This window comes from Bradyrhizobium sp. F1.4.3 (genome assembly GCF_040548375.1).
Taxonomy (GTDB): Bacteria; Pseudomonadota; Alphaproteobacteria; order Rhizobiales; family Xanthobacteraceae; genus Bradyrhizobium.
The window spans coordinates 59,792-84,668 of sequence record NZ_JBEPRN010000001.1 but is presented as its reverse complement, the minus strand read 5'-3'; the positions used below and the strand labels follow the sequence as shown (position 1 = coordinate 84,668).

Annotated in this window: 23 protein-coding genes and 4 pseudogenes; 10 read left to right on the top strand and 17 right to left on the bottom strand. The window is 64.0% G+C overall.

Annotated features, from left to right (window positions below; all coding sequences use genetic code 11):
- The first annotated feature begins 138 nt into the window (after positions 1 to 138).
- Positions 139 to 558: a hypothetical protein gene (locus ABIB73_RS00480; RefSeq protein ID WP_354220362.1), complete on the top strand. Its 420-nt coding sequence runs from the start codon at positions 139 to 141 to the stop codon at positions 556 to 558.
- Positions 555 to 758, top strand: a complete 204-nt coding sequence (locus tag ABIB73_RS00475) for a hypothetical protein (protein ID WP_354220360.1) — start codon at positions 555 to 557, stop codon at positions 756 to 758. Before ABIB73_RS00480 ends, ABIB73_RS00475 begins: the two co-directional genes overlap by 4 nt.
- 139 nt (positions 759 to 897) lie before the next feature.
- Here ABIB73_RS00475 and ABIB73_RS00470 read toward each other — a convergent pair whose 3' ends face one another.
- From ABIB73_RS00470 to ABIB73_RS00450, 5 genes are all read right to left on the bottom strand, one after another.
- A complete protein-coding gene (locus tag ABIB73_RS00470; RefSeq protein ID WP_354220358.1) occupies positions 898 to 1,194 on the bottom strand; it encodes a hypothetical protein in 297 nt (98 codons plus the stop codon).
- A gap of 139 nt (positions 1,195 to 1,333) precedes the next feature.
- Positions 1,334 to 1,756 (bottom strand): hypothetical protein, encoded by a 423-nt coding sequence (locus ABIB73_RS00465; protein ID WP_354220356.1) that lies wholly within the window; start codon positions 1,754 to 1,756, stop codon positions 1,334 to 1,336.
- Positions 1,757 to 1,934: 178 nt separating this feature from the next.
- The gene (locus ABIB73_RS00460; RefSeq protein ID WP_354220354.1) at positions 1,935 to 2,633 is read right to left on the bottom strand and encodes a recombinase family protein; all 699 of its coding nucleotides are present in this window, start codon (positions 2,631 to 2,633) and stop codon (positions 1,935 to 1,937) included.
- An 82-nt stretch (positions 2,634 to 2,715) separates the two neighbouring features.
- Positions 2,716 to 3,369, bottom strand: coding sequence for a terminase small subunit (locus tag ABIB73_RS00455; protein WP_354220352.1), 654 nt, complete (start codon positions 3,367 to 3,369; stop codon positions 2,716 to 2,718).
- Between the two features lie 298 nt (positions 3,370 to 3,667).
- Positions 3,668 to 4,099, bottom strand: coding sequence for a hypothetical protein (locus ABIB73_RS00450; RefSeq protein ID WP_354220350.1), 432 nt, complete (start codon positions 4,097 to 4,099; stop codon positions 3,668 to 3,670).
- Here ABIB73_RS00450 and ABIB73_RS00445 point away from each other — a divergent pair.
- Positions 4,091 to 4,255, top strand: a complete 165-nt coding sequence (locus tag ABIB73_RS00445; RefSeq protein ID WP_354220348.1) for a hypothetical protein — start codon at positions 4,091 to 4,093, stop codon at positions 4,253 to 4,255. The genes ABIB73_RS00450 and ABIB73_RS00445 overlap by 9 nt on opposite strands.
- Before the next feature lie 22 nt (positions 4,256 to 4,277).
- On the opposite strand, the gene ABIB73_RS00440 is transcribed toward ABIB73_RS00445, so the two are convergent.
- Positions 4,278 to 4,685, bottom strand: a complete 408-nt coding sequence (locus ABIB73_RS00440) for a hypothetical protein (protein ID WP_354220346.1) — start codon at positions 4,683 to 4,685, stop codon at positions 4,278 to 4,280.
- Positions 4,682 to 4,978, bottom strand: a complete 297-nt coding sequence (locus ABIB73_RS00435) for a hypothetical protein (RefSeq protein WP_354220344.1) — start codon at positions 4,976 to 4,978, stop codon at positions 4,682 to 4,684. Before ABIB73_RS00435 ends, ABIB73_RS00440 begins: the two co-directional genes overlap by 4 nt.
- A 139-nt stretch (positions 4,979 to 5,117) precedes the next feature.
- Here ABIB73_RS00435 and ABIB73_RS00430 point away from each other — a divergent pair, with 139 nt between their 5' ends.
- The 3 genes and pseudogenes from ABIB73_RS00430 to ABIB73_RS00420 all read left to right on the top strand — a co-directional run bounded on the left by ABIB73_RS00430 (position 5,118) and on the right by ABIB73_RS00420 (position 7,270).
- The gene (locus ABIB73_RS00430) at positions 5,118 to 5,900 is read left to right on the top strand and encodes a hypothetical protein (protein ID WP_354220342.1); all 783 of its coding nucleotides are present in this window, start codon (positions 5,118 to 5,120) and stop codon (positions 5,898 to 5,900) included.
- A 48-nt stretch (positions 5,901 to 5,948) separates the two neighbouring features.
- Positions 5,949 to 6,128 (top strand): annotated as a pseudogene (locus ABIB73_RS00425) (helix-turn-helix domain-containing protein); the annotation flags it as partial.
- A 23-nt stretch (positions 6,129 to 6,151) separates the two neighbouring features.
- Entirely contained in the window at positions 6,152 to 7,270 is a 1,119-nt protein-coding gene (locus tag ABIB73_RS00420; protein ID WP_354220340.1) for a tyrosine-type recombinase/integrase, read from the top strand.
- Between the two features lie 212 nt (positions 7,271 to 7,482).
- On the opposite strand, the pseudogene ABIB73_RS00415 reads toward ABIB73_RS00420, so the two are convergent.
- The 7 genes and pseudogenes from ABIB73_RS00415 to ABIB73_RS00385 form a co-directional block, all read right to left on the bottom strand.
- Positions 7,483 to 8,244, bottom strand: a pseudogene (locus ABIB73_RS00415) (ABC transporter ATP-binding protein).
- Between the two features lie 8 nt (positions 8,245 to 8,252).
- Positions 8,253 to 9,074, bottom strand: coding sequence for an ABC transporter permease (locus ABIB73_RS00410; RefSeq protein ID WP_502918377.1), 822 nt, complete (start codon positions 9,072 to 9,074; stop codon positions 8,253 to 8,255).
- A 92-nt stretch (positions 9,075 to 9,166) separates the two neighbouring features.
- On the bottom strand, positions 9,167 to 9,907 hold the full coding sequence (locus ABIB73_RS00405) for a tRNA-uridine aminocarboxypropyltransferase (RefSeq protein WP_354220338.1): 741 nt from the start codon (positions 9,905 to 9,907) through the stop codon (positions 9,167 to 9,169).
- Between the two features lie 36 nt (positions 9,908 to 9,943).
- On the bottom strand, positions 9,944 to 13,048 hold the full coding sequence (locus ABIB73_RS00400; protein ID WP_354220336.1) for an efflux RND transporter permease subunit: 3,105 nt from the start codon (positions 13,046 to 13,048) through the stop codon (positions 9,944 to 9,946).
- Positions 13,048 to 16,200, bottom strand: coding sequence for an efflux RND transporter permease subunit (locus ABIB73_RS00395; RefSeq protein WP_354220334.1), 3,153 nt, complete (start codon positions 16,198 to 16,200; stop codon positions 13,048 to 13,050). Before ABIB73_RS00395 ends, ABIB73_RS00400 begins: the two co-directional genes overlap by 1 nt.
- Before the next feature lie 36 nt (positions 16,201 to 16,236).
- A complete protein-coding gene (locus ABIB73_RS00390; protein ID WP_354220332.1) occupies positions 16,237 to 17,658 on the bottom strand; it encodes an efflux RND transporter periplasmic adaptor subunit in 1,422 nt (473 codons plus the stop codon).
- Positions 17,648 to 19,132 (bottom strand): efflux transporter outer membrane subunit, encoded by a 1,485-nt coding sequence (locus tag ABIB73_RS00385; protein ID WP_354220330.1) that lies wholly within the window; start codon positions 19,130 to 19,132, stop codon positions 17,648 to 17,650. The genes ABIB73_RS00390 and ABIB73_RS00385 overlap by 11 nt, the downstream gene beginning before the upstream one ends.
- Positions 19,133 to 19,531: 399 nt before the next feature.
- On the opposite strand from ABIB73_RS00385, the pseudogene ABIB73_RS00380 reads away from it, so the two are divergent.
- From ABIB73_RS00380 to ABIB73_RS00365, 4 genes and pseudogenes are all read left to right on the top strand, one after another.
- Positions 19,532 to 20,231, top strand: a pseudogene (locus ABIB73_RS00380) (NAD(P)-binding protein); the annotation flags it as partial.
- 8 nt (positions 20,232 to 20,239) lie between these two features.
- Complete coding sequence (locus tag ABIB73_RS00375; protein WP_502918376.1) at positions 20,240 to 20,560, top strand: DUF1365 family protein; 321 nt, start codon at positions 20,240 to 20,242, stop codon at positions 20,558 to 20,560.
- Positions 20,561 to 20,654: 94 nt separating this feature from the next.
- Positions 20,655 to 21,884 (top strand): class I SAM-dependent methyltransferase, encoded by a 1,230-nt coding sequence (locus ABIB73_RS00370; protein WP_354220328.1) that lies wholly within the window; start codon positions 20,655 to 20,657, stop codon positions 21,882 to 21,884.
- 98 nt (positions 21,885 to 21,982) lie between these two features.
- Positions 21,983 to 23,017, top strand: coding sequence for a cysteine synthase A (locus ABIB73_RS00365; RefSeq protein ID WP_354220326.1), 1,035 nt, complete (start codon positions 21,983 to 21,985; stop codon positions 23,015 to 23,017).
- 6 nt (positions 23,018 to 23,023) lie between these two features.
- Here ABIB73_RS00365 and ABIB73_RS00360 read toward each other — a convergent pair whose 3' ends face one another.
- From ABIB73_RS00360 to ABIB73_RS00350, 3 genes and pseudogenes are all read right to left on the bottom strand, one after another.
- Positions 23,024 to 23,554 (bottom strand): DUF805 domain-containing protein, encoded by a 531-nt coding sequence (locus ABIB73_RS00360; RefSeq protein WP_354220324.1) that lies wholly within the window; start codon positions 23,552 to 23,554, stop codon positions 23,024 to 23,026.
- A 137-nt stretch (positions 23,555 to 23,691) separates the two neighbouring features.
- Positions 23,692 to 24,015: pseudogene (locus ABIB73_RS00355) on the bottom strand (O-linked N-acetylglucosamine transferase family protein); the annotation flags it as partial.
- A 120-nt stretch (positions 24,016 to 24,135) separates the two neighbouring features.
- On the bottom strand, positions 24,136 to 24,876 hold the full coding sequence (locus ABIB73_RS00350; RefSeq protein WP_354220322.1) for an amino acid ABC transporter ATP-binding protein: 741 nt from the start codon (positions 24,874 to 24,876) through the stop codon (positions 24,136 to 24,138).
- Between the last annotated feature and the right edge of the window lies 1 nt (position 24,877).

Here is a 24,877-nt window from a genome sequence, read left to right as displayed (position 1 = left end):
TTGTTTAACCGTAGGTGTTGGCAAGAGAAACAATTCTCGCGACTGGAGAACTAGCGAAAAATATTTGCCTTGGCGCGCGCAACAGTCGCTGCCACCGTCAGCTTGGCTTACAAAACTACTTGGAGGAGGCGGGCGAACATGGCGACCGAAGAGCAACAAGCCATCGGCAATCCGCAAAAGGTAGACAACGAACCTGCATGGATCGCGGCCTCCAGAAAGGCAGCCGATCCCGTCGCGGAACGGGCGACGGCAAGAACTGGCGCGAGGACCACAGCCGCTCGCATCCCGTGCCCCTTCGCTTATGCGAGGGGCAAGAAATGCTCCGGCCACATTGTCGGCCTAAAGGCCTTCAATGCTGACTTGGTATGGCGGCGCGGCGACGATGGCATATGGTCGTTCAGCTTTGGCCAGCCGAGATCGCACTATCACTTGTTGTGTTCCGAAAAAGGCAATCACGCAGGCAGCGTCAAGGGTGATAGTGAGCAGATGAAGTTTCACCATAGAGACTTGCCTGCGTCGCTCCAGAAGGTTGTGTCCGCATCGGAGAGGGTCGCATGACTGACGATCCCAATGCGCTGCAAAAGGCAGAGGCCGCCAAGCAGACAGCCGCTTGTCTGACAAAGACCGTTCGCGACAAGATCGACGCAATGAAGGTCATGCTTGCTCCTCATCCGCTCGATGAGCGGAGGCAGATCGTTGAGACCGCCATGAGTGAGCTGAGGCCAGAGCCGCATGTCGTGGTTCCTCCACCTCAGTGATCCGAACAAATCATGTCTAGCGTTGTCTCGCGATCCCCGGGTCTACGGAGGCGCTACAGCGGTCGTCCACACCGCCGCTGTATGGTGGCCCTCCAGCTCGGGCCACGCGGCAGGCGCCTAGCCGGCGCGATCTGGCGGACTACTGAGCCTTGCCTTCGCGCTCCCTGCGATATCCGTTGGCCATCCGCCGAAGGCCCCGCGCCAAGAACCAGAGCAGGACAATCGGAAAGAATGCGATGAGCAGAAGGGGCACAGCCTCTGCTCCGCGAGGGACAGCCACCATCATCGCCAAAACCCAAGCGAGAGCGATCAGGTTGATGATCGCAGTGAAGATCGGGGCAAGCATGATCGCGAGCGACTTGTCGCCCTCGTGGATCGCCTTGAGCCGCAATTCTGTGGCTGTGGGGCCGGCACGCCGCTTGCGTCGCTGGGTCATCTCGCGTCTCGCCTTGTCCAATCTAGGTTGCCACGAGACCTAGCCGCCAGCCACACAGAGGGCCATCAGGCTGCCCGCTGTCCGGACGGTGGCCTACGCGCCACGCGGCGCGATCTGGTGGGCCAACGAGCCCGCAGTCTCAAGGCTTAGACCTTTGGATCGCTGTTAGCTGAGCCACGACTTCGGCTAGGGCACCTGTCAGGAGATAAATCGTACCACAGAATAGGCTTGCGCTCAGTGCGGCCCATATCCACGCCCCAACGTTGGAGCGCGCTACACCATGCGGAAGTGGGAGGGGCAAAACCCTGACGTAGCTGAACAGGAAGGCGAATAGCGCGACATCGCCGAGAACCGCGACAACCTTGAGGTTTGTAAAGCCCGGTTCCTTGAACGCGAACGCGTTGATCACGGCAACGACAGCGATGTTCCGCAAGAAGTCCAAGAACCACTTCGACGCGCTGCGAACGTTCGGGTGGAACAACTCGATCTTCGGGAATTGCCGAAAGTAACCATCATTTTCTGTCGGCGGTTTTTCTGGAGCGAGCGGCGGTTCTGCGGACATGGGGCCTCTCTCGTGGCGGCTGCGAATTTTTTCTGAAAAATTGGATGCGGGAACGTCGGAGTGTGGGATGAGATTTATTCAAGGCGGCGTCGGTGGAAGGTGGGCCGGGGGGAGTACGGGCTCCCCTCCCGGGGAGGGGCAGAAAGTAGCGCGGCCGGCGACCCGGGCCGAGATCGGCCTATGACGTCGCCGGCAACCGCTCAAGAAGCCGCATCACCTGCGTCGCAGTCCATTCGCCTTCGCCGCGAGCTGTCGGAATGCCCTTCTCGTTCAGTCCCGCTGCGATGGCCCGCAGTGACGTTTTGCCGGCCGCCTGTAGCTCGGCGATCGTCGGCGCGATATCGGCCGCCCTCGATGCCGCGCGCTCCTCAATCGCCGCTATGGCCTTGGCACGGACCTTCGCCGTTGGGATCACGCCGCGATCACCACCGAGGGCAACGCCACGACGCTTCGCCGCCTTCAAGGCGTCCTTCGTGCGCTTGCTGATCATGCCGGCCTCAAGCTCGGCAACAGCGACCATCTGCTGGAGCAGAAAGCGGCCGGTCGCGCCTTCGATCTGGGGAAGATCGGCGAACCGAACATCAACGCCAGCCTCAAGCAGGCGGGAGAGGAATGCCACCGAGCGCGTGAGTCGATCGACCTTGGACACGACCAAGGGGCAGCGGTGCAGCCGCGCTGCGGCCAAGGCTTTGTCCAGCTCCGGCCGATCGGCGCGCTTGCCACTCTCGACTTCGGTGAACTCGCCGACGATCTGCCACTCGCCGCCGTTCAGGTAGGTGGCGACTGCCGCGCGCTGCGCCTCAAGACCAAGGCCGCTCTTGCCTTGCCGCGCCGTTGAGAACCGGTAATAGGCCACATGCTTGCCGAAAGATGCCATTGCGCCGCTCCGTTACACACCAGTCAACGTGCGTTGCTTGATATGTAACAGGCAGGATGGATGCAGTCAACGCGGATTAGGCCTATCCGGAACGGTGACGCCGCTCGGACATCGATAGCCATCGCGTCGGCGTGACGTTGAGCGCGGCACCGGCCGCGCGCTGCTCGACAAGACGCCGCATCGCATCGAGCACTTCAAGCACAGCCGCAGGCGAACTTGAATCCTCAATCATGCGGTCGGCGACCTCCTCGACCGTATGAAGGTCGTCAAAGGAACCAGGCGCGCCGACTTCGAGCTTGTCGCGCATGAAGCCGAGCAGCTTGGCCTTCAATGCGGCGGCCGAGCCGGCCGCGCCCCACTGCTTGTCAACGGCAGCGCCAGCGAAGACCTCGTCGAGCTGAGCCGCGAGCGTGTCCACCGTCGTCCGCGTTTTCTTCACGATGGGCGCCGTAAGTTCGGCGATGCGCTGTCTGATCTTATCGGAACTTAGCAGCCGCGATGCTGCGACCTCGGCGGCGTTGCCTTCGGCGTTGTAGCCGCAGGCGAGATAGCATGCCGTATTTGACATGCCGCTCTTGGGCGCCTGCACGATGAGGTTGGCGAAGAGTTCGTGACGCTGGTTTCGGAGCTGAGCCATGCTGTGACGATACACCGGCAAGCCCCAGTGTTGAAGATGCTGCCGCGATAGTGGTGGTGGAGATCGAGGACGCTCTCGCCGGGATGGTTCCTTCACCACTGATCTTGCGAGATGACGCGCCGTCTTAAACGGCGCGCGAGCGTGGCGACGACGCGCTGATCTCGGCCGAGCTGCTGTTCCTGCGACAGCCCGTCATCAGAGGCGGTCGTGACGTCCGCCCTCTTCGCGCCCTTGCGGGCGACGGGCTACCATCACGCCCGCTGCACTGAGCAAGCCGTGAGACTTGAACGGCGGCAGCATATACCAAGTAACTATGCTGCCGCCGTTGGAGTCTCATCGATGTGCGCGCCATGCGTCATTCGTCAGCGCAACTGACGGTAACGACGCCAAATTCACATTATGCTGCCGCCGTTCGAGTCTCACGCGTTTGGGCCTCTTCTTGTTCCTTCTCTTTTTGGCGGCGGAAATACGTGGCCCGACTGATGCCCTCGGCGACCCATGGCATGGACGCCGCGCTCCTCGGTTTGCATCCTGCGGCGAACCGCTTCTCTCGCTTACGCTCGATGTCCTTGGCGCGCCGTTTCGCCTTGCGCTGCTCGGCCGTCTCGTCGGTGGCGCCAATGGTGGTGATGCGGAGGTGAGCCCGGCGTTCCGCCGTCAGGCCGATCTTCCTGGCCAACGTGTCGGCCTTGTATCGGATGGGATTGGCCATCACCTTGGCGATCAGGGCCTGACGTTGCTCGCCACAGAGCCATGGTGCGCGAAGATCGAGCCAGCTCGTCATGCTCTCTGCCTGCGCCTTGGCGCGGTGCGCGATGTGATGCAGCATGATCTCGGCATCTTCGCGCCCGGCATCATCTTCGGACAGAACAAGGCCGCCGTGCCGATCGGTGAACTCCCGGTTCAGCTCGGCGCAGCGAAACGACGCCCTCGGCGTGCCGCCACTCCGGCGCCGACGTCGGCGCCGAGCCCTTACGTCCTCTAGAGTGGGATGAGATCGGGGCACGTCACGACGACCCCGCCGTTAAACCCAGCTCATAGGCCTTGCGATAGGACCGGCCGATCATGTCGGCGAGCTTGGCGAGCTGCTTGGTCCCGATCGTCAGGCGCTGATCGGTCGGCTGCATCCGGCCGTCCGCGTCGAGCACGAACGCCCGGCAATCCAAGTATGCGTTGCCTCGGAACTCCTTGATGTCGAACTGGAGACAACGCGTCTTGTCACGGGCCGACTTCCAAACGCGGCCGATGTGGGCGATTTCGATGGGCGCAGAGGGTTGCGCACCATTGCGCACCACCTGATGGCTTGGTGTCTCTTGCGCGGGCGCCGTGTTCGGCTTTATAGCAATGCTCTCACTAGCGATTGCAGAACTCCCGCGCGCTGCCGTGTTTGCCCACGGCGGCGCGTTTTTCTTCACGGTGAAAGCTCCATCATTGGTGTGGGATTGATTGCGCGGGCAATTGCGTTCCGGCCGCGCCGGGTGATGTGCAGGGTCAGGGTCCGCCTGCTGCCGCGTCCGTCGAGCGACACCCAGAGATGGCCACCACGGATCAGCAAAGCGGCGTGCTTGACGAGCGACTGGCGGTGGATGCCGAGTTGGGCGCTGGTCACAACGGAGGTCGAATTCCCGCCCGCCTGGATGAGGTGCGCCAGCACGGCGCGACGCATTGGATGCGCCAGCACTTCATCGGGGGGAATCTGTCGGCCCATAGTAGCTCCACAATGACAGGTGACGGGAACATCCACGTCACCTTGCGAACCGTCTTGAGCCGGCCCCCAGTCCGGGCCGAGATCGGTTCGCTTCATCGCGAGCTGACGCGCTGACCGCTCAATGTCGGGGCCGCGTCGAGTGCAAGATCGCCTGAGCGATCATTCTCCAAGTATCCGCGCTCTCAAATTTCGTCAACCCACCGGGACGAAGCTGATGGGTGATAACTATTCGGGTATTGAAGAGGTTTTCGTTCGGGCGGTTGCAAGCCTGTTTCGTTCATGTCAACATACGGGCATGGCAAAGACAAATAAGACAGTCGTTCGGAGGCGCGCCCCGGGTGGCGGACGCAAGCCTAAGGGCGAGATCAGCGGAAAAGGCGCAGCCTTCTCGACGCGGATCACGGCTGAGACGCGCCGGACGTTGCAGGAAGCCGCCGATAGACATGGCAGGTCAGTTTCGCAGGAGGCCGAGATCGCCTTGCGTAGCTACCTTGCGAAGCCGTCAGGCGAGCCGAGGAACCGCGCCCTCGCCTTCATCGTCGGCCACCTCGCCGAGAACATCGAGGCCCGCACGGGCAAGAACTGGCGTGAGGATGTCTTCACGGGCATGGCGCTGCACAGCGCAATCGAAGCCGCGCTCGTCTATCTGGTGCCGGAGCGGCAACCGACCCCAGAGGTCCCGGAACGTCTGGAGCAGCATGTCCAGAAGATGCCGCCCGAGGTCGCACAGCAATATCTTCGGCCGGGTTCATTGGGCACCCTGAGAGCGTTACATCTCATGACCGAGATGGAGAGCGCCAAGCCGGCGCCCGTCGAGATGTTGAGCGAGATCGACCTGCGGATCAGCAGCAACGCCTCGCTCGACATGCTTGGCGTCCTCGCCGCCGATCTCGGATTGGCCAAGGCGAAGGGCAAGCCATGATGTCACCGAACCTGCGGCGCAGCCGCATTGCTAGACCCCGTATGGAGCATGCGTAAGAGCGTTGTTTCCGTGCTTGACAGCCCGGAACGAGTGACGACAGAGAAGGCAGTAAAAATTCTAGGGCTCCCTGCCCGCACCGTTCAAGATATGGCGCTTGCTGGAGAAATACCGGGCGCGGCGAAGTTCGGGCGGCGGTGGACGTTCGATGAGCAAAAGCTCAGGGGCTACATTCGTAAGCGAGAGGAAGAGCAATGGCAGGCCGCAAACCGAAGGCACCTCCCGGAACGCAATGGCGCGGGAACGTCCTTTATTCGGAGTTCCAGGTCAAAGGGAAGTCGATCAGGGTCAGCCTCAAAACTGACGATCCGCGAGTTGCTAAAGCTGCCGTAGAGAAGCTGCGCAAGCAAGTCATCGCCGAGACCTATCACGGCGGCGGCCCGCGCTCGTTCTTTGACGTGCTGACGGAGTGGAAGGCCTTCATGACCGGCAAGGCCGGCGATAAATGGGATGGTCAGGTCGGCAAGAAGACCTTCATCCGCTATCGCGTCTCGCTGAACCAAATCGCCGGGTTCGTCGAAGACAAGCGCCTATCCGAGATCGACGGCAAGCTGGTCGGCCAGATCGTCCGCGAGCGCGGCGCGGTCGTGACCAAGGCGACGGTCAAGCGCGACCTGAGCGCCCTCTCCTCGGTCATGAACTATGCAGTGGCCCACGAGTACCGCGATAACAATCCGGTCCTGCCGTGGCTCAAGACGGTCAAGGAACGCCGCGATCCCATCGTCGAGCCGCGTGATGAGGATATCGCCCTCGTTGTCGAGCGCGCCCGTGGCATGTGGCCCCAGCTCGTCCAAGCTGCTGTCAAAACTGGCATCCGCGAGGACGCCCTTATCCGAGGGCAGCGTGACTGGATCAACCATGAGCGCAAGGAGATCACCGTCCTCGACAAAGGGAATAAGGTCCGCGTCATCGATCTCAAGCCGATGGGCGGCTATGAGCTGTTCGCCAAGCTCCCGGCTTTTGCGGGCAAGCCGTGGCTGTTCTGGCGCACCGAGGACAAGAGGGTCCGCAAGGATAGCAAGCGCGAGGCTACCACGATCGGGGACCAGATTGAGGACGCAGCCGCCGTCTTCAAGCGCGAGACAGACCGCATCGCCGCATGGGCCAAGAAGAACGGAATCGAGTTCCGGCCCTTCACCTTCCATCACCTTCGGCACAAGCACGCCATCGTGTGGCTCCGCGAAGGCGGCAACATCTATGAGCTGCAACAGCGGCTAGGCCATTCTTCGATCAAGCAGACCGAGGAATATCTCAAATACGTCACGGCCGGCCAACAACGCCAGAATACCCACGGCGAACGCAAAACGGCCTGATCCGGTGGATGAGGTCCCCACAAAACTCCCCACTCTGGGGAGTTTTTCTTTTAGAGAATGCAGGAAACGGCTTGTTTTATAGGGGATTGTGAATGGAGCGCCGATTTTGCTGGCAGGTTTTGCAGACCGGCGCGTAACCACTCCGCCACGTGGCCCCAACGAGGGCGGAGCAATATAGGGGATCATGGGTTTAGGCAACCCCGACCGGGCAGCTAGGCTTTCGGCTCGTCCGCGCCGCCGAGATATTGGCCCAGAATCTCCTCGATCGCGCCTGCGGCAACGATCCGCCCCTCTCGCAGCAGGATCGCGCGGTTGCAGGTGCTCTTGATCAGATCGACGTCGTGCGAGGCCAGCACCAAAATGCCGGCACGCGCCACGATCTCATCGAGCCGCTACCGCGCCTTCTTGCGGAACTGCTGGTCGCCGACGCCGATCCATTCGTCGAGCAGCACGATCTCGCCTTCGACGGCCGTGGCGACCGCGAAGATCAGGCGCAGCATCATGCCGCTGGAATAGGTACGCAGCGGCAGGTCGAGCCGGTCGCCAAGCTCGGTGAACTCGGCGATCTCCGCGCGCCGCGCGTCGATTTCGGTGCGCCGCGCGCCGATCACGAGGCCGCGCCGCATGATGTTCTCGTAGCCGGTAGCCTCCTCGTCGAAGCCGGCCGACAGGTCGAACAGCGACAGGCAGCGGCCGAGCACGTCGATGTTGCCTGCCGTCGGATGATAGATCCCGGCCAGGACTCTCAGCAGCGTGGTTTTGCCGGCGCCGTTGGCGCCGACGATGGCGACGCGATCACCCGCACGGATATCGAGATTGACGTCGTTCAACGCGCTGACGATGTGCGGGCGCAGCGCGTCCCGGCGCAGCGTCACGGCGCGAACGAACCGGCTGCGCAGCGAGCGGTCGCGAAACGACAGCACCGGAAAATTGACCGAGACGTTGCGGAGCACGATATGGGCAGCCGGGCTCATCTCACGCCTCACAACCAATACGCCACGCGGCGGCGGTATCTTGCGTAGCAGCCGAGGCCGATGACGGCCATGCCGATCGCATAGACCAACCCGAGCAGCCATTGCTCGGCGTCGGTCGGCTGCGACAGCAGCGGCCTGCGCACGAGATCGAGCAGCGTTGCGAACGGATTGACCCGTGTCAGCCAATGGAACGCGGTGCCGCGCACGCTGTCCTCGGTCCAGATGATCGGCGTGAGGAAGAAGACAAACTGCAGGCCGCTGACGATCGCCGAGCCGATGTCGCGAAAGCGCGCGCAGAGCATGCCGAGCGCGACCGAGCCGCCGAGGAGCACGACCAGCAGGATCGCGAAGCCGGGCACGACGAGCACCATGTTCCAGTGCGGCGGCCAGGGCATCACGACGAAGAGCAGGACGACGATCACGAGATGATGCACGAAGATGAGGACGTTGCGCGCGATCATTTGCAGCACGTGCACGATCAGCGGCGCCGGCGCCGCCTTGATCAGATGGCCGGAGGCGACAAAGATGTTTGAGCCCTCCTGGAGCGTCGTGGCGATCAGGGTCCAGACGACCAGGCCGAGCGCAAAGGGCGGCAGGAAACTGGCAATGTCCTGCTTGAACAGCGTGGCATAGACCGTGCCGACGCTCACGATTGTCGCCGCGAGCGTCAGCGTGATCCAGAGCGGGCCGATCACGGTACGCCGGTAGCGCAGCGAGATGTCCATCAGGGCGAGCGTGCCCCAACGATCGAACTGCGCCGCCTGGGCAAGGATCTCCTTCGCTGCGCTCTGAATTCGACCGCCCTTTTTACCTTCCGGATTTGCGAGCATGGTACAGATCGCAGATCGCGGCTCACCGGCCGATGGTCTCTATCCGCCGGCTCCTCGCGGGGCAATCAACCGTACGGATGATGGAGCTGGAGTTAGGCTCGTTTGCTCCGCCGGACACCGCGCCGGCGGTCCTTCACCGCCGGCTTTGGAGCCAATTCCGGCATCTCGGCCTGAACCTCGCGGTAGCGTGTCAACAGCCGTTCAAAACTCGCATTCAACGTCTCGGCGATGTCGGGGCGCCGCTCCAGACCGGCCAGGATCGTCGCCGCGGCCTCGATGGTCGACAGCCCGTCCTTCCGCGGCTCGCGGCGCAGGCGCCCGTAGCGCGACGGACGCGCCGGGTTGAGGATCACGCGCTGGCATTTCAGCATCCAGGGATTGCGCCACCACAGCGCCTTGGCCTGGCTCCAGGTACCGTCGAGCAGCACCACACCCTCCAGCTTGCCCAGGATGGCGCGCTGGTTCTCCGCGATCTCACCCTTGCGCGTGAGCGCGAGGATCTCGCCCTCGGCCTCGAGGTCGGCCGCGCGCGCCGAGCCGAGATAGAGCACGGCCCAGCGCGCGGCATTCTCGACCGGATGCCCGAGCGCCTTCGACAGGCTCGGCCAGGACAGGCCAACCCGCAACGTCGCCTTGGAGAAATGCTTCGCGGTCAGCCGCGCGGTACCAAGCGCCCTGTCCTGCTCCTGCGGATGCTGGAGGATCAGGAGTCCAAGGCGGTTCTCGATCGGCGTGACGCTGTCGCAGATGCACAGCGGCATCGGCTTCTGGCAGTGCGGACATTCGGGGATCGGCTCGGGCGCTACGGCCGTCGTTTCAGCTGGGTTCGACATGCCGCCGCTATACGCTCGAAGCGGCGCTGCAACAACCTATTCCGCCGGCGCAGGCACCGCACGTGGCTCGGAGCGACGCCGTAGCCGGTCGATCAGCAGGTAGATCACGGGCGTCGTATAGAGCGTCAGGATCTGTGAGACGAACAGGCCGCCGATGATGGTGATGCCGAGCGGCCGCCGCAGCTCCGTGCCGGGCCCGGTCGCGACGACCAGAGGAATGCCGGCGAACAGCGCCGCCATGGTCGTCATCAGGATCGGGCGGAAGCGCGCCTGGCAGGCCTCGAAGATCGCCTCCGCCGAAGACAGGCCGCGCTGGCGCTCGGCGTCGAGCGCGAAGTCGACCATCATGATGCCGTTCTTCTTGACGATGCCGATCAACAGGATGATGCCGACGAAGGCGATCACCGTCAGCGGCGTATTGGTGATTTGCAGCGCAAGGAGCGCGCCGAGACCTGCCGAGGGCAGCGTCGAGATGATCGTGAGCGGATGGGCGAGGCTCTCATAAAGCACGCCAAGCACGATATACATCGCCACCAGCGCGCCGAGGATCAGCAGTGGCTGACGGCCGCTGGTCTTGGCGAAATCGCCGGCATTGCCGTCAAAGCTGCCGCGGATGCCTTCCGGCATATGCAGCTCCTCGACCGCGCGCTGGATGTTTTGCGTCGCCGCCTGGAGCTGCACGTCCGGCAACAGGTTGAACGACACCGTGGTCGAGGGGAACGACTGCGAATGATAAACCGCGAGCGCGGCCAGCCCGCGCGTCGCGTGCACCACGGCCGACAGCGGCACCTGCGTGTCGTTGGCGCCGGCGACATAGATGCGATCGAGATTGGAGGGATCGACCTGGAATTTCGGATCGATCTCCAGCACGATCACGTACTGGTTGCGCTGGGTGTAGATGTATGAGATCTGCCGCTGCGAGAACGCGTTGTTGAGCGCATTGTCGATATCCTGGACCTTGACGCCGAGCATCGCAGCCTTCTGGCGGTCGATGTTCAGCGTAAGCTGGAGGCCGCCGGGATCGCGATCACTGGAGACGTCGGTGATGCCCTCCACCGTCTCCATGCGCTTGGCCACGATCGGCGCCCATTGCTGCAGCAGGCCGAGATCGGTGCTGGAGAGCGTGTACTGGTAATTGGAATCGCTCTGCCGACCGCCGGCGCGCACGTCCTGGGCCGCAAACATGAAGAGCCGGATGCCGGGCACGGGGAACAAGGCGCGCCTGAGACGGTCGATCACGACCTCCGTCGAGATGTGGTCGCGCTCCTCCGGCGGCTTCAGGCTGATGAACATGGTGCCGCGATTCGAGGTCGCCGGCCCCAGCCCGCCTCCGGTACCGACCGTCGAGCCGATGCCGGCCACGGCTGGATCCTGCATCACGATGTCGGCGAGCCGCTGCTGCAGGCTGAGCATGGACTGGAATGAGATGTCGGCGGAAGCGCGCGTCGCGCCGATGACGAAGCCGGAATCATCCGTCGGGAAATAACCCTTGGGAACCTTGATGTAGAGCATCACCGTGAGGCCGATGGTGGCGAAGAACACCAGCAGCGTCAGCAGCGGAAATTCCAGCACGGTACGCAAGGTGCGGGTGTAGAAAGCGACGATGCGCGTCAGCGAGCCTTCGATGACGCGGTCGAACAGGGTTGCGGATCCCGACGTGGTCTGCCGGATGTACTGGGCGCAGATCATCGGCGTGACCGTCAGCGACACCAGGGTCGAGACCACGATCGCGAAGGTCAGCGTCAACGAGAATTCGCGCAGCAGGCGGCCGACGATGCCGTCCATGAAGATCAGCGGTGTGAACGCCGCGATCAGCGACAGGCTGATCGAGACCACGGTGAAGCCGATCTGCTTGGCGCCCTCCAGTGCCGCCTCGAATGGCCGCATGCCATGCTCGAGATTGCGGAACATGTTCTCGATCATCACGATGGCGTCGTCGACGACGAATCCGACCGAGATCGCCAGCGCCATCAGCGACAGATTGTCGATCGAGAAGCCAGCGACCCACATCCCGGCACAGGTGCCGGCCAGCGCCAGCGGCACCGAAATGCCGGCCGCGATCGTCGGCGTGAGGCGACGCAGGAACACGAACACCACGACCATCACCAGGATGGCGGTCGCAAGCAGCGTCCACTGCATGTCCATCACGCTGGCGCGGATCGTGCTGGTGCGATCGACCAGAGTGGACACGTCGACGCCGGCCGGGATCCACTGCTTCAGTGCGGGGATCAGCGCCTTGACCCTGTCGACGGTGTCGATGACGTTGGCATCGCCCTGCTTGGTGATCTGGATCAGCACCGCCGGCTGCTTGTTGAACCAGGCGATCGAGCGCGCGTTGCGGACACCGTCCTCGATGTCGGCGACATCAGAGAGCCGCACGAAATTGCCGTTGGAGCTCTTGATGACGATGTCACGGAACTCTTTCGCCGTGCGCATCTGCCGGTTGAGCGACAGCGTCTCGCTCTGGCGCTCGCCGTTGAAGATGCCGACCGGGCCGAGCGGATTGGCGTTGACGATCGCGGTGCGCACGTCGTCGGTGGCGATGCCGGCGTTCGACAGGGCCACCGGGTTGAGCTGGATCCGTACTGCGGGCTGATCCGCGCCGCTGACCGTAACGTCGCCGACGCCCGGCACCTGCGAGATGCGCTGCGCCAGCACGGTATCGGCGACGTCGTAGATCGCGCTTGCGGACAGCGTTTTCGAGGTCAGCGCCAGCACGAAGACGGGCGCGCCGGCTGTGTTGGCCTTGCGGAAGCGCGGCAGCGCCGGCAGGTCGCTCGGCAGGTCGACCAGCGCGGCGTTGATGGCAGCCTGCACGTCGCGCGCGGCCTTGTCGATGTTGCGGCCGATGTCGAACTGCAGCTGGATGTTGGCGTTGCCGAGGGAGCTCGTCGAGGTGATCTGGTTAATGCCGGCGATCTCGCCGAGCCGCCGTTCAAGGGGCGCCGCGACGGTCGCGGCCATCACCGAAGGATCGGCACCGGGGCGGCTCGCCGAGACGAAGATGGCGGGAAAATCGACATTCGGGACCGAGGCGACCGGCAGGAACTCGTAGGCGACGCCTCCCAGCAGGAACAGCCCGATCGACAGCAGCGTGGTCGCAACCGGACGGCGGATGAAGGGCTCCGAGATCGATGCCATCACTGCATCCCCTCGGTCGCACCGGCGACAGGCGGGCCTCCGGGCTCGGCGGGCGGCAGCGCGCGCTCGAGGCGGCGATTGATGCGGTCGAGCGCCAGATAGATCACGGGCGTGGTGTAGAGCGTCAGGAGCTGGCTCAGCAGCAGGCCGCCGATGATGGAGATGCCGAGCGGAAAGCGCAGCTCGGCGCCGGTGCCGCTCTCGATCGCGAGTGGCAGCGCGCCGAACAGCGCCGCCAGCGTCGTCATCATGATCGGGCGGAAGCGCAGCAGGCAGGCCTGCACGATCGCCTCATGAGCTGGCATGCCCTGCCCGCGCTCGGCTTCCAGCGCGAAGTCGATCATCATGATCGCGTTCTTCTTGACGATGCCCATCAACAGGATGATGCCGATCAGTCCGATCACCGAGAGATCCTGACCGCACAGCATCAGCGCCAGGATGGCGCCGACGCCGGCCGAGGGCAGGGTCGAAAGAATCGTGATGGGGTGGATGTAGCTCTCATAAAGCACGCCCAGCACGATGTAGATCGTGATCACGGCGGCGAGCAGCAGCCAGGGCTGGCCCGCGAGCGCCTTGGCGAATTCGGCGGCGTCGCCGGCATAGACGCCGACGATGCTGTTCGGCATGCCGATGTTGGTCTCGATCGTCTTGACCGCCTCGACCGCGTCGCCGAGAGCTGCGCCCGGTGCGAGATTGAAGCTGAGCGAGATCGCCGGGAATTGCGCCTGGTGCGAGATCGCGAGCGGCGCCGTGGTGCGCTTCAGCGTCGCCACCGCCGACAGCGGCACCTGGGCGTTGGGTGCGCCGACGGTGGAGCTGCTCGCGCCGCCCGGCAGGTAGAGCTTTGACAGGATCGAGGGATCACGCTGGTACATCGGCAGCGCCTCCAGCACGACGCGGTACTGGTTGGCCTGGCCGTAGATGGTCGATATCTGGCGCTGCGCGAAGGCGTCGTTCAGCGTGTCAGTAATGACCTGGAGGCTGACGCCGAGCTGGCCGGCCCGGGTGCGGTCGACGTCGAGCTGCGCCCGCAGGCCGCCCTCCTGCGCTTCCGAGGACACATCCCTGAACAGAGGATCGCGCCGCATCTCGTCAACCAGCTTCCGCGACCATTCGGAGACCAGGGTCGCGTCGGTGCCGGTCAGCGTGTACTGGTATTGCGAACGGCTCGACTGGGTCGAGATCTGTACGTCCTGCACCGGCTGGAAATAGACGGTCATGCCGGGGATGGCCGCCACCTTCTCCTTCAGCCGGGTGATGACCGCGCTGACATCGTCGCGCCGCTCGCCGCGGGGTTTCAGGGTCATGACGAGACGGCCGACATTGGTGGTCGGGTTGACCGAGCCCGCGCCGATGACCGAGACCACGCCAGTCACGTCGGGATCGGCCTTGATGGCGTCGGCCGCGTCAGCCTGCCGCTTCTGCATCTCCGCAAACGATACGTCGGGCCCAGCCTCCGTCACCGCCGTGATCGAGGCGGTGTCCTGGAGCGGCAGGAAGCCCTTTGGCGCGACGACATAGAGGACCAGGGTTGCAACCAGTGTGGCGAAGGTCACGACCAGCGTGGCGCGCTGGTGCTGCAAGACCCAGAGCAGCGTCCGGTGATAGAATTCGACGGTACGGTCGATAAAGCGGCTGATCGCAGCCAGCCCCGGCACCGCCAGCTCCTCATGGGCGTGCTTGAGCAGGCGCGAGCACATCATCGGCGTCAGCGTCAGCGAGACCACGGCCGACGTCACGACGGCGATCGTCAGCGTCAGCGCGAATTCGCGGAACATGCGTCCGACCAGGCCGGACATGAACAAGAGCGGGATGAACACCGCGATCAGCGACACCGTCAGCGAAATCACGGTGAAGCCGATTTCGCTGGCGCCCTTGAGCGAGGCTTCCATCGCACTGTCGCCATTCTCCATGTGGCGGACGATGTTCTCGATCATGACGATGGCATCGTCGACGACGAAGCCGGTGCCGATGGTGAGCGCCATCAGCGACAGGTTGTCGAGGCTGAAGCCGGCAAAATACATGATGCCGAAGCTCGTGATCAGCGACAGCGGCAGCGCCACGCCGGCGATCAGCGTGGCGCGCAACGAGCGCAGGAACAGCAGCACCACCAGCGTGACCAGCACCACGCTGAGGATCAGCGTGAACTGCACGTCATGGACGGAGGCGCGAATGGTCACGGTGCGGTCGGAGACGATGGTGAGGTGCACGCCGGCCGGAATCGCCCGCTGCACCTTGGGGATCTCGGCCCGGATCTGGCTGACGACGTCGATCACATTGGCGCCGGGCTGGCGCTGGATGTCGATGATGACGGCCGGCGTGCCCTGATACCAGCCGCCGGTGCGGTCGTTCTCCAGCCCGTCGACGATCTGCGCGACGTCGCCGATCGTGACCGGCGAACCGTTGCGATAGGCGATGATGATCGGCCGGTAGGCGTCGGCCGCGGCGATCTGGTCGTTGGCGGCGATGATGTAGGACTGCTGGGCACCGTCGAGCGAGCCCTTTGGCCCTGAGACGTTGGCGTTGGAGATCGCGGCGCGAAGATCCTCCATGGCGATGCCATAAGCAGCCAGCCGCGCCAGGTCGGCCTGGATGCGCACGGCCGGCTTCAACCCGCCGAGCACGGAGACGCGACCGACGCCGGAAATCTGGCTGAGCCGCTGTGCGAGAAGTGTGTCGGCGATGTCGCTCATCGCCCGCAACGAGATCGTGTCGGAGCGCAGCGCCAGCGTCATCACCGGCGCATCCGCCGGGTTCACCTTGGCGTAGGTCGGCGGATAAGGCAGCGTCTTCGGCAGCACGCCGGCCGCGGCGTTGATCGCAGCCTGCACGTCCTGGGTCGCGCCGTCGATGTCGCGGTTGAGGTCGAACTGGAGCGAGATTTGGCTGACGCCGAACGAGCTCGTCGAGTTCATCGCCGACAGCGACGGGATCTGGCCGAGCTGCCGCTCGAGCGGCGCTGTGATCAGCGAAGCGATCACGTCGGGGCTTGCGCCGGGTAGCTGCGTCGTCACCTGCACGGTCGGGAAATCGACCTGCGGCAGTGCAGACACCGGCAGCGCGAAATAGCCCAGCAGCCCGCCGATCAGCAGCGCAATGCCGAGCAGCGAGGTCGCGATGGGACGGCGGATGAAGGGTTCGGAGACACCCATGGGATGCGCCTGCCGCTCAGGCGGCTGTTGTCGGGATCATGGCTGCTTGGCTCCACTTCCCGATGAGCCAGCCGCCTGCGCCGGTGCCGGACCGGTCTGGCCCTTCTGGTCGCCCTCGCTGCTTTGCCGTTTGGCGCGGCGCTCCTGCCAATCCTTTGCGCCATCTTTCGAGGGGCCGTCTTTGGCCTGCCCGTCCTTCTGGCCGTCTTTTTTCTGAGCGTCCGGCGCGCGCGTGCGCTTGCGCGGGGCGAGATCGGCGGATGGCGTCTGCTCGTCGCGGCCGACGATCACCTTGGAGCCGTCGGACAAATTGGCAAAGCCCGTCGTCACGACCCGGTCGTTCGGCGACAGGCCGCTCGCAATCACCGCGTCATGCTCGTTCTGCTGCGTCACCGTCACGGGCTTGGCCGAGACGATGTCGCCCTCGCCGATGACGTAGCTGAAGGTACCGATCGGTCCGCGCTGCACTGCCGACGTCGGCACCACCAGCGCCTGCATCAGCGTCTCGACCTTGAGGCGGACATTGACGAACTGGCCTGGCCAGAGCTGGTACTGGGCGTTGGGGAACTCCGCCTTGAGCTTGAGCGTGCCGGTGGTCTGGTCGACCTGGTTGTCGATGCCGGTCAGCTTGCCGGTGTCGATCACGGTGACGCCGTCATTGCCGAACACGTCGACCGCGAGCGCGCCCTTGGCGGCAGCCGCATTGACCCGCATGATCTGCTGCTGCGGCAGGCTGAACCACACCGCGATCGGCTGCAACTGCGTGATCACGACGAGGCCGGTGATGTCGGCGGCGTGGACGATGTTGCCTTGGTCGACCTGACGCAGACCCGCGCGGCCCGAGAGCGGCGCCACGATCTTGGTGTAGCTCAGTGTCGCCGCCGCGTTGTCGATCGCGGCCTGGTCGGCCTTGACCAGCGCCTCGGTCTGCGCGACCGCGGCCCGCTGGGTGTCGGCCTGCTGCTTGGAGCCGGCATTGGAGGCGGCAAGCTGCTCATAGCGTGTCAGGTCGATGCGCTGGTTGGCGAGCTGGGCCTGGTCCTGCGCCTTCTTGGCGACGGCCTGGTCATACGTCGCCTGGTAGAGCGCGGGATCAATCTCGCCGAGCACGTCGCCCTTCTTGACGTCCTGGCCTTCGGTGAAATTCACCGCGATCAGCTTGCCGTCGACCTGCGAGCGTACGGTCACGGTGTTGAGCGCGCGGATCGCGCCGACGCCGTCGAGATAGACCGGTACGTCCTGGACCCGGGGCGTTGCCGCCAGCACCGGCACCGGCAAATCGGGGCGCTGGTTGCGGCCGTTCGCCTGCTGCGGCTGCTGATGCATGACGGTCCAGCCGAGATAACCGAGGCCGCCGAGGATCGCGAGCGTGATCAGGGTCATGACGAGGCCGCGGCCGCGCGATTTCTTCGCGGTCGCCTGCTTCGCATCATCCTTTGCGTCCGGCTTAAAGAGCATTGACCGGTTTCTCCATTCGCGGCTCCCAGCCGCCCCCGAGCGCCTGATACAGGCTGACGATGGCAAGAAGCCGTGCGAGTTGGGCCTGCCACAGCGCGTCTTCCGCCTGAAATAGTGTCTGCTGGACGTTCAGCACGGTCACGATGTCGGCGGTGCCGGCGCGCAATTGCTGCTCGGCAAGATCGAACGCGCGCTTCGAGGAGGTAACGACATCGCGCTGCAATTGCAGCTTGATCGTGGTTTGCTTGATCGAGTACAGCGCATTGTCTACGTCGGCAAAGGACTGGACGATGGTCTTGCGGTAGGTCTGGAGCAATTCATCCTGCCGCGCCTTGGCGAATTCGAAATTGCCGAGGATCTTGCCACCGTCGAAGATGGGTTGCGTCGCGCTGCCAACGAGCTGGAAGAACGCCGCATGCGGCTGGAACAGCGATACTAGCGCCGAACTCTGATAACCGCCATTGCCGGTCAACTGGATTGTCGGAAAAAACTGCGCGCGGGCGTTGCCAATATTCGCCGTGGCGGACGCCAGCTGCGCTTCCTGGCGGCGGATGTCAGGCCGCTGCGTCAAAATCTCCGACGGCAGGCCCGGCGTGACGCGCGGGATGGCTATCTTGTTCAGCGAGCCGCCGAGCACGCGTACGCTCTCCGGCGGCCGCGACACCAGCACGGCGAGCGCGTTGACGTTCTGGTCGAGCGTCTGGCGCAGCGGCGGCACCAGCGCCTTCTGGTTGGCGACCACGCTCTCCTGCTGGGCGACATCGAGATCAGTGCCGGTGCCGGCCTTGCGGCGCTCGCGAATGGCATCAAGGATGCGCTGCGCGCTGGCGATGTTATTCTGGGCGGTGCGCAGCCGGTCCTGCGAAGCCAGCACCTGGAAATAGGCGTTGGCGACGCCTGCGAGCGTCGTCAGCGCGACGACGTCGCGATCGAAGCGGTTGGCATTGGCGGTCTCTTCCGCCGTTTGCAGCGCATCGCGGTTCTGGCCCCAGAAATCGAGCTGGTAGCTGGCGCTCAGCGACGATGAGTAATTGACGACTTCGCGCCCGCCATTGGTCAGACCCGACGCGCTCGAGCCGGAGGTGCGCGAATAGGTCTCCGATCCGCTTCCCGACAGGCTCGGCAGCAAAGCTGCACCTGCCTGCCGCGCCTGGGCGTCGGCTTCGACGATGCGCGAGACGGCGGCGGCGATGTCTAGGTTGACGGTCTGCGCCTCCTCCATCAGCTGCGTCAGCTCGGCGGATCGGAAGCCGCGCCACCAATCCAGCGTCGGCGGCGCGTCAGCCTTGCCGGCGTATTTGTACTGGGCGGGAACATCGAGCGCCGGATCGGGCTGATCCTGCGTGAGGACGCACGCACCAGAAGTTGTCGCGAGGCATAGCACCGCAAGCCAGCGCGCCGCACGTAACATCCGCGAATCAGGGCCGAAGGGTCGCCGCGCGGCGACCGCCGGAATTCGCTGTGTCACATCCACCCCCTGCCGGGCAGACCGAACCGCCACCGCGAAGCCGGATTAACCGATTCGCGGCGGGATCGTGAGGAAGCAGTCTGCAATTCGTTCACAGCGGTGGTGCTTTTTTCTCGGAACCTGAAGTCCATACTAGCCGGGCGCGGAACTGCGGGACAGTCCCGCACCTGCGAAACATACCTCCGAAAGAGCCGCTTGCTCGATCCTCGAAACAGCAAGATATGCTTGCCTTGCAAGGCTTTCTCTCATTTCCGAAACATCCGGAAACGGCGGCAAGCTTACCAAGATTTCATGTGATATTGCTGCCACACTGACGCCGAAGCCACCGATCCCGGCTCGTGCTCCACTGAAACCCACGCCGCGGTGCACCGTACCTGTTCCTTGGACAGGCGGGGACACTTACACATGCGCATCGCGGTCATCGGAACGGGCATCGCCGGCAACGCGGCGGCCTGGACGCTGTCACAGCGCTATCCGGTAACGGTCTATGACCGCGAGCTGCGCCCCGGCGGCCACAGCCACACCGTCACCATCGACTATCAGGGCACGCCGATTGCGGTCGACATCGGCTTCATTGTCTACAACGCGTTCAACTATCCCGATCTGACGGCGATGTTCGCGCATCTCGGCGTCGAGACGGTCGCAAGCTGCATGAGCTTTGCGGTGTCAGCCGAGGGCGGCCGGTTCGAATGATTGGTGGACGATGGGTGCGGGCCTGTTGCCCAGCCTGGTAATTTGCTCTCCCCGTCCTACCTGCGGATGCTCGCGCAGATTCCCGGTTCGGTTGCGAGAGCGCCGCCGACCTGCGCAACGGCCGTCTCGCCGGACTGACGCTCGACGACTATTTCCATCAACGAGGATTTTCGAAGCGGCTCCTGACCGACTATCTCGCGCTGATGGGCGCGGGCGATCTGGTCGGAGCCGGCAAACGACATGCTCGGCTTTCCGGCCGAGAATTTCGTCGCCTTCTTCGACAACCATCGCCTGCTGCATTACGACCGGCCGATTTGGCGCACGGTCAAGGGCGGCAGCCAGCGCTAACGTCGAGCAGCTCCAGGCCGCGTTCAAGAACCGCGTCCGGTTCGGCTGCGCGGTGATGTCGGTTTTGTGCCGATGTCGATGCGCTACCATTTCCGCCTCCTGCCGCCGTCCGACACGGTCAAGCTGCGCATCCTGGAGACTGACCGCGACGGCCCGCTGCTGGCGGCGACCTTCAACGGGCGCCGCCGGGCGCTGACGTCCTTCGCCCTGCTGCGATCGTTCGTTGCCCTGCCGCTCGTGAGCTTCAAGGTGATGGCCGCGATCCATTGGGAAGCACTACGGCTTTGGCTGAAGGGTAAGCGGCTGATGCCACGACCTGATGTCGCAGGGCAGCATGGCGACGAAACCAGCTTGGCGGCCGACAGAACGCGCCCCTATACTATCCGTCGCTGACTGTATGCGGGGCGCGCTCGGGTTTGGCAAAATGGAGGGTGGGGCGCGCTTGGCTCGCGGTCGGATAGTATCCGTTCAGTCGATGGATCAGCCGATGTCGAATGTCATCCCGGTGACGCCCGATAATGTGGAGACAGCGCTCGCGGACCTACCGCGCATCGTGCGCCTTGCGCTCTCGTTCGGCTCACGGCTGCGGCGCGGCACGCTCGACGTCACTCTACCCGACGGCCGCCTGATCCGGCTTGGCGGACAGGAGCCAGGTCCGAATGCGGCGATGCGGCTGCACAATTACGGCTTCGCCTCGCGCCTGATCAACGGCGGCGACATCGGGATCGCGGAAGCCTATCTCGCCGGCGACTGGGACACGCCGGACCTGACACAGTTTCTCTACCTGTTCTGCGTCAACCACGATCTGATCCAGGCCATGCTGCGCGACAAGCCGCTGATGCGGTTCGTCCAGATGCTGCAGCACTGGTTCAACCGCAACACCCGCCGCCAGGCGCGGCGCAACATCCACGCCCATTACGACATCGGCAACGCGTTCTACTCGGCCTGGCTCGATCCCAGTATGACCTATTCCTCGGCGCTGTTCGACGAATCGACCACCGATCTCACGGCGGCGCAGACCAATAAATATCGCCGGCTTGCCGAGGCGCTCGACCTGAAGCCGGGCCAGAAGCTGCTTGAGATCGGCTGCGGCTGGGGTGGCTTCGCTGAATTCGCCGCAAAGAGCTTCGGCGCGCGCGTGGTCGGATTGACGATCTCGACCGAGCAGCGCGACTTCGCGCGGAAGCGCATCCACGAAGCGGGGCTGGCCGAGAAGGTCGAGATCCGCCTCCAGGACTATCGCGACGAGCGCGACCGCTACGACCGGATCGCCTCGATCGAGATGATCGAGGCGGTCGGCGAGCAGTTCTGGCCACGATACTTCGCACAGTTGCGTGACCGCTTGCTGCCGAGCGGACTTGCCGGCATCCAGGCCATCACCATCCAGGACAAGCTTTTCCAGAGCTACCGGCGCGAGGTCGACTTCATCCAGCGCTACGTCTTTCCCGGCGGTATGCTGCCCTCGCCCGCCGTGCTCAAATCGCTCGGGGACAGGTTCGGCGTCCCAGTCATCCGCGAGCGCATCTTCGGGCAAGATTATGCCAAGACGCTTGCCACCTGGCGAAATAATTTCCGCACGGCCTGGCCGGGCCTCGTCCCGCTCGGATTCGACGACCGGTTCCGGCGGCTGTGGGAGTACTATCTCGCTTATTGCGAGGCCGGATTCCTGTCGGGGAATATCGACGTCCGGCAGGTCATCTTCGCAAAGCAGCAATAAGAGTTTGCGGGGATCGGCTTGCAAGGGGTCGCTTGTAAGGCCGGCGACCCTACTTTAGGGTCGGCGCCCACGTCATAACCAGCCGGTAATTGCCTGACATGACCATCAAAAATGACGTTGTCGAAGCCATCGGCAACACCCCGCTGATCAAGCTGAAGCGCGCCTCGGAACTGACCGGCTGCACCATTCTCGGCAAGGCCGAGTTCATGAATCCCGGCCAGTCGGTGAAGGACCGCGCCGGCAAATGGATGATCCTGGAGGCCGAGAAGCGCGGCGAGTTGAAGCCGGGCGGGCTCGTGGTGGAAGCGACCGCCGGCAACACCGGCATCGGGCTTGCCGTGGTGGCGAGCGCCCGCGGCTACCGCACGCTGATCGTGATCCCGGAGACGCAGAGCCAGGAGAAGAAGGACTTTTTGAAGCTGTGCGGCGCCGAGCTGATCGAAGTGCCGGCCCTGCCCTATGCCAACCCAAACAACTACCAGCATGTCGGCCGCCGGCTCGCCGACGAGCTCCGCAAGACCGAGCCCAACGGCGTGCTGTTCGCCGACCAGTGGAATAATCTCGACAACGCCAAGGCGCACTACGAGTCGACCGGCCCCGAGATCTGGGAGCAGACCAACGGCAAGGTCGACGGTTTCGTCTGCTCGGTCGGCAGCGGCGGCACGCTCGCAGGCACCAGCCGCTATCTGAAAGAAAAGAACAAGAACGTACGGATCGCCTGCGCCGATCCGCACGGTGCCGGCATGTTCGAATACTTCAGGACCGGCGACGCCAAGGCCACGCCCGGCGGCTCCATCACCGAGGGCATCGGCCTCAACCGGGCGACCGCGATCGTCGAGAGCGCGGAGGTCGATGACACCTATCTCATTCCCGACACTGACGCCGTCACTGTGATCTACGAACTGCTCCAGCACGAGGGCCTGTGCCTCGGCGGCTCGACCGGGATCAACATCGCCGGCGCCGTGCGCCTCGCCAAGCAGGTCGGGCCAGGCAAGACGATCGTCACTGTGCTCTGCGATTCCGGCAGCCGTTACCAGTCGAAGCTGTTCAACGCCGACTTCATGCGCGCCAAGAACCTGCCGGTGCCGGAATGGCTGGAGAAGCGCAGCAACATCAAGCCGCCGTTCGTTTAGGTCCACCTAGCTCCAGGTCGGACGTGCCGGGCCTTGCGATATACGCGCCAGGCGGTCGTTCGAAACCGAGGACCTGGCGCTGGAGCGCGGCGGCGCGGGCGTGCCGTAAGAGCCTTCGCTGTCGGCGCTCGGCCAGAACGTGAGCGCAAGCATCAGTCCGAGATTGACCAGCCCGCCGACGGCCGTGCCCTGTTGCTCATGGCCGAAGGCCCAGGCCGGAAACCGGGTCGCGACCACGTGATCGACGATCATGAGCGCGAGCCAGGCCGGGATCACGCAGACCGGATCCCAGCCGATGTCGCGGATGCGCATCGATTGCAGCGTGAAGGTCGCAAGTCCGAAGAAGACGATCGCGGCGATGATCGCCCAGTTCTTCACGAGGTCTTCCACCCGGATCATGCTGGGTGAGGTGGTGCGCAGGACCGCCATCGCGATCGCAAAACAGATCGCGGTCATCACGATCGCAAGCGCGACCGAGGCGAGAAAGAAATGCAAGCGCCCGAGACGGGCATTGAGGCCGAACACGAAACCAAGCATTGGCGTACCCTTTTGGCGCCATATGCGCGGCGATAGCTTTCGGAGCTGTGAACTAGCGCGGCCGCGCGCCTGTCCATGGTTTCCGGAAGACTAAGCCAGTTTCAGCAATTTGAGGCTTTCGCCCCCGGTCAGCTTCGTCAAGCGCCCTCGCTGCCGTTCGAAGCCGAGGCACAATAGTCGCGCCAGAACTGGCGATAGCCAGCCTCGACCCTACTCGTGTAGATTTCGACATTGCCGGCGGGCGAGGCTGCGATCTGAGCCGGCAACTCCGCGCGCAACTTCACCAGATGAGCCGGCTGCGCCGCATATTTGCACGCGATCGCGGCATAGCCATCATCATCCTCGGCGACCCAGTCATTGAGGCCGACGGCCGCCACGATCGAACCGTCGGCGCGCGACGAAGACGCGTCGCCGAGCTTGGCAACGACGGGAACGCCGGCATAGAGGGATTCCCAGGTGGAACGCACGCGCGCCGGCGCTGCTCTGCAAGGTTGCTCTCCGAAGGAATGGCCCGCGGAGAGTCTAACTGATTTCGTGGGCCTGGCCGGCCGATCGACGACGCCTCCGGGAGTTCCCGGAGATCAGCGCAGGATCTGGCTCAGGAACAGCTTCGAGCGCGCGTGTTGCGGATGGGCGAAGAATTCGTTCGGGGTGTTGGCCTCGATGATCTGGCCGGCATCCATGAAGACCACGCGGTTGGCGACTTCCTTCGCAAAGCCCATCTCGTGGGTGACGACCAGCATGGTCATGCCCTCTTTCGCAAGGTCGACCATGGTGTCGAGGACTTCCTTGACCATTTCGGGGTCAAGCGCCGAGGTCGGCTCGTCGAACAGCATCACCTTCGGGTTCATGGTCAGGGCGCGGGCGATCGCGACGCGCTGCTGTTGGCCGCCGGACATCTGGCCCGGAAACTTGTTGGCCTGATGCGGGATCTTGACCCGCTCCAGAAATTTCATCGCGGTCTCTTCGGCGGCCTTCTTGGGAATGTTGCGCACCCAGATCGGCGCCAGCGTGCAATTGTCGAGCACGCTGAGATGCGGAAACAAGTTGAAGCTCTGGAACACCATGCCGACTTCGCGCCGCACCGCGTCGACGTGCTTGAGGTTCGGCCCGAGCTCGATGCCGTCGACGACGATTTCGCCCTCCTGGAATTCCTCCAGCGCATTGATGCAGCGGATCAGGGTCGACTTGCCGGAGCCGGAGGGCCCGCAGATCACGATGCGTTCGCCCTTCTCGACCTCGAGGTCGATGTCGCGCAGCACGTGAAACTCGCCGTACCATTTGTTGAGGCCGGAAATGTTGACGATGGGACTATCGGACATG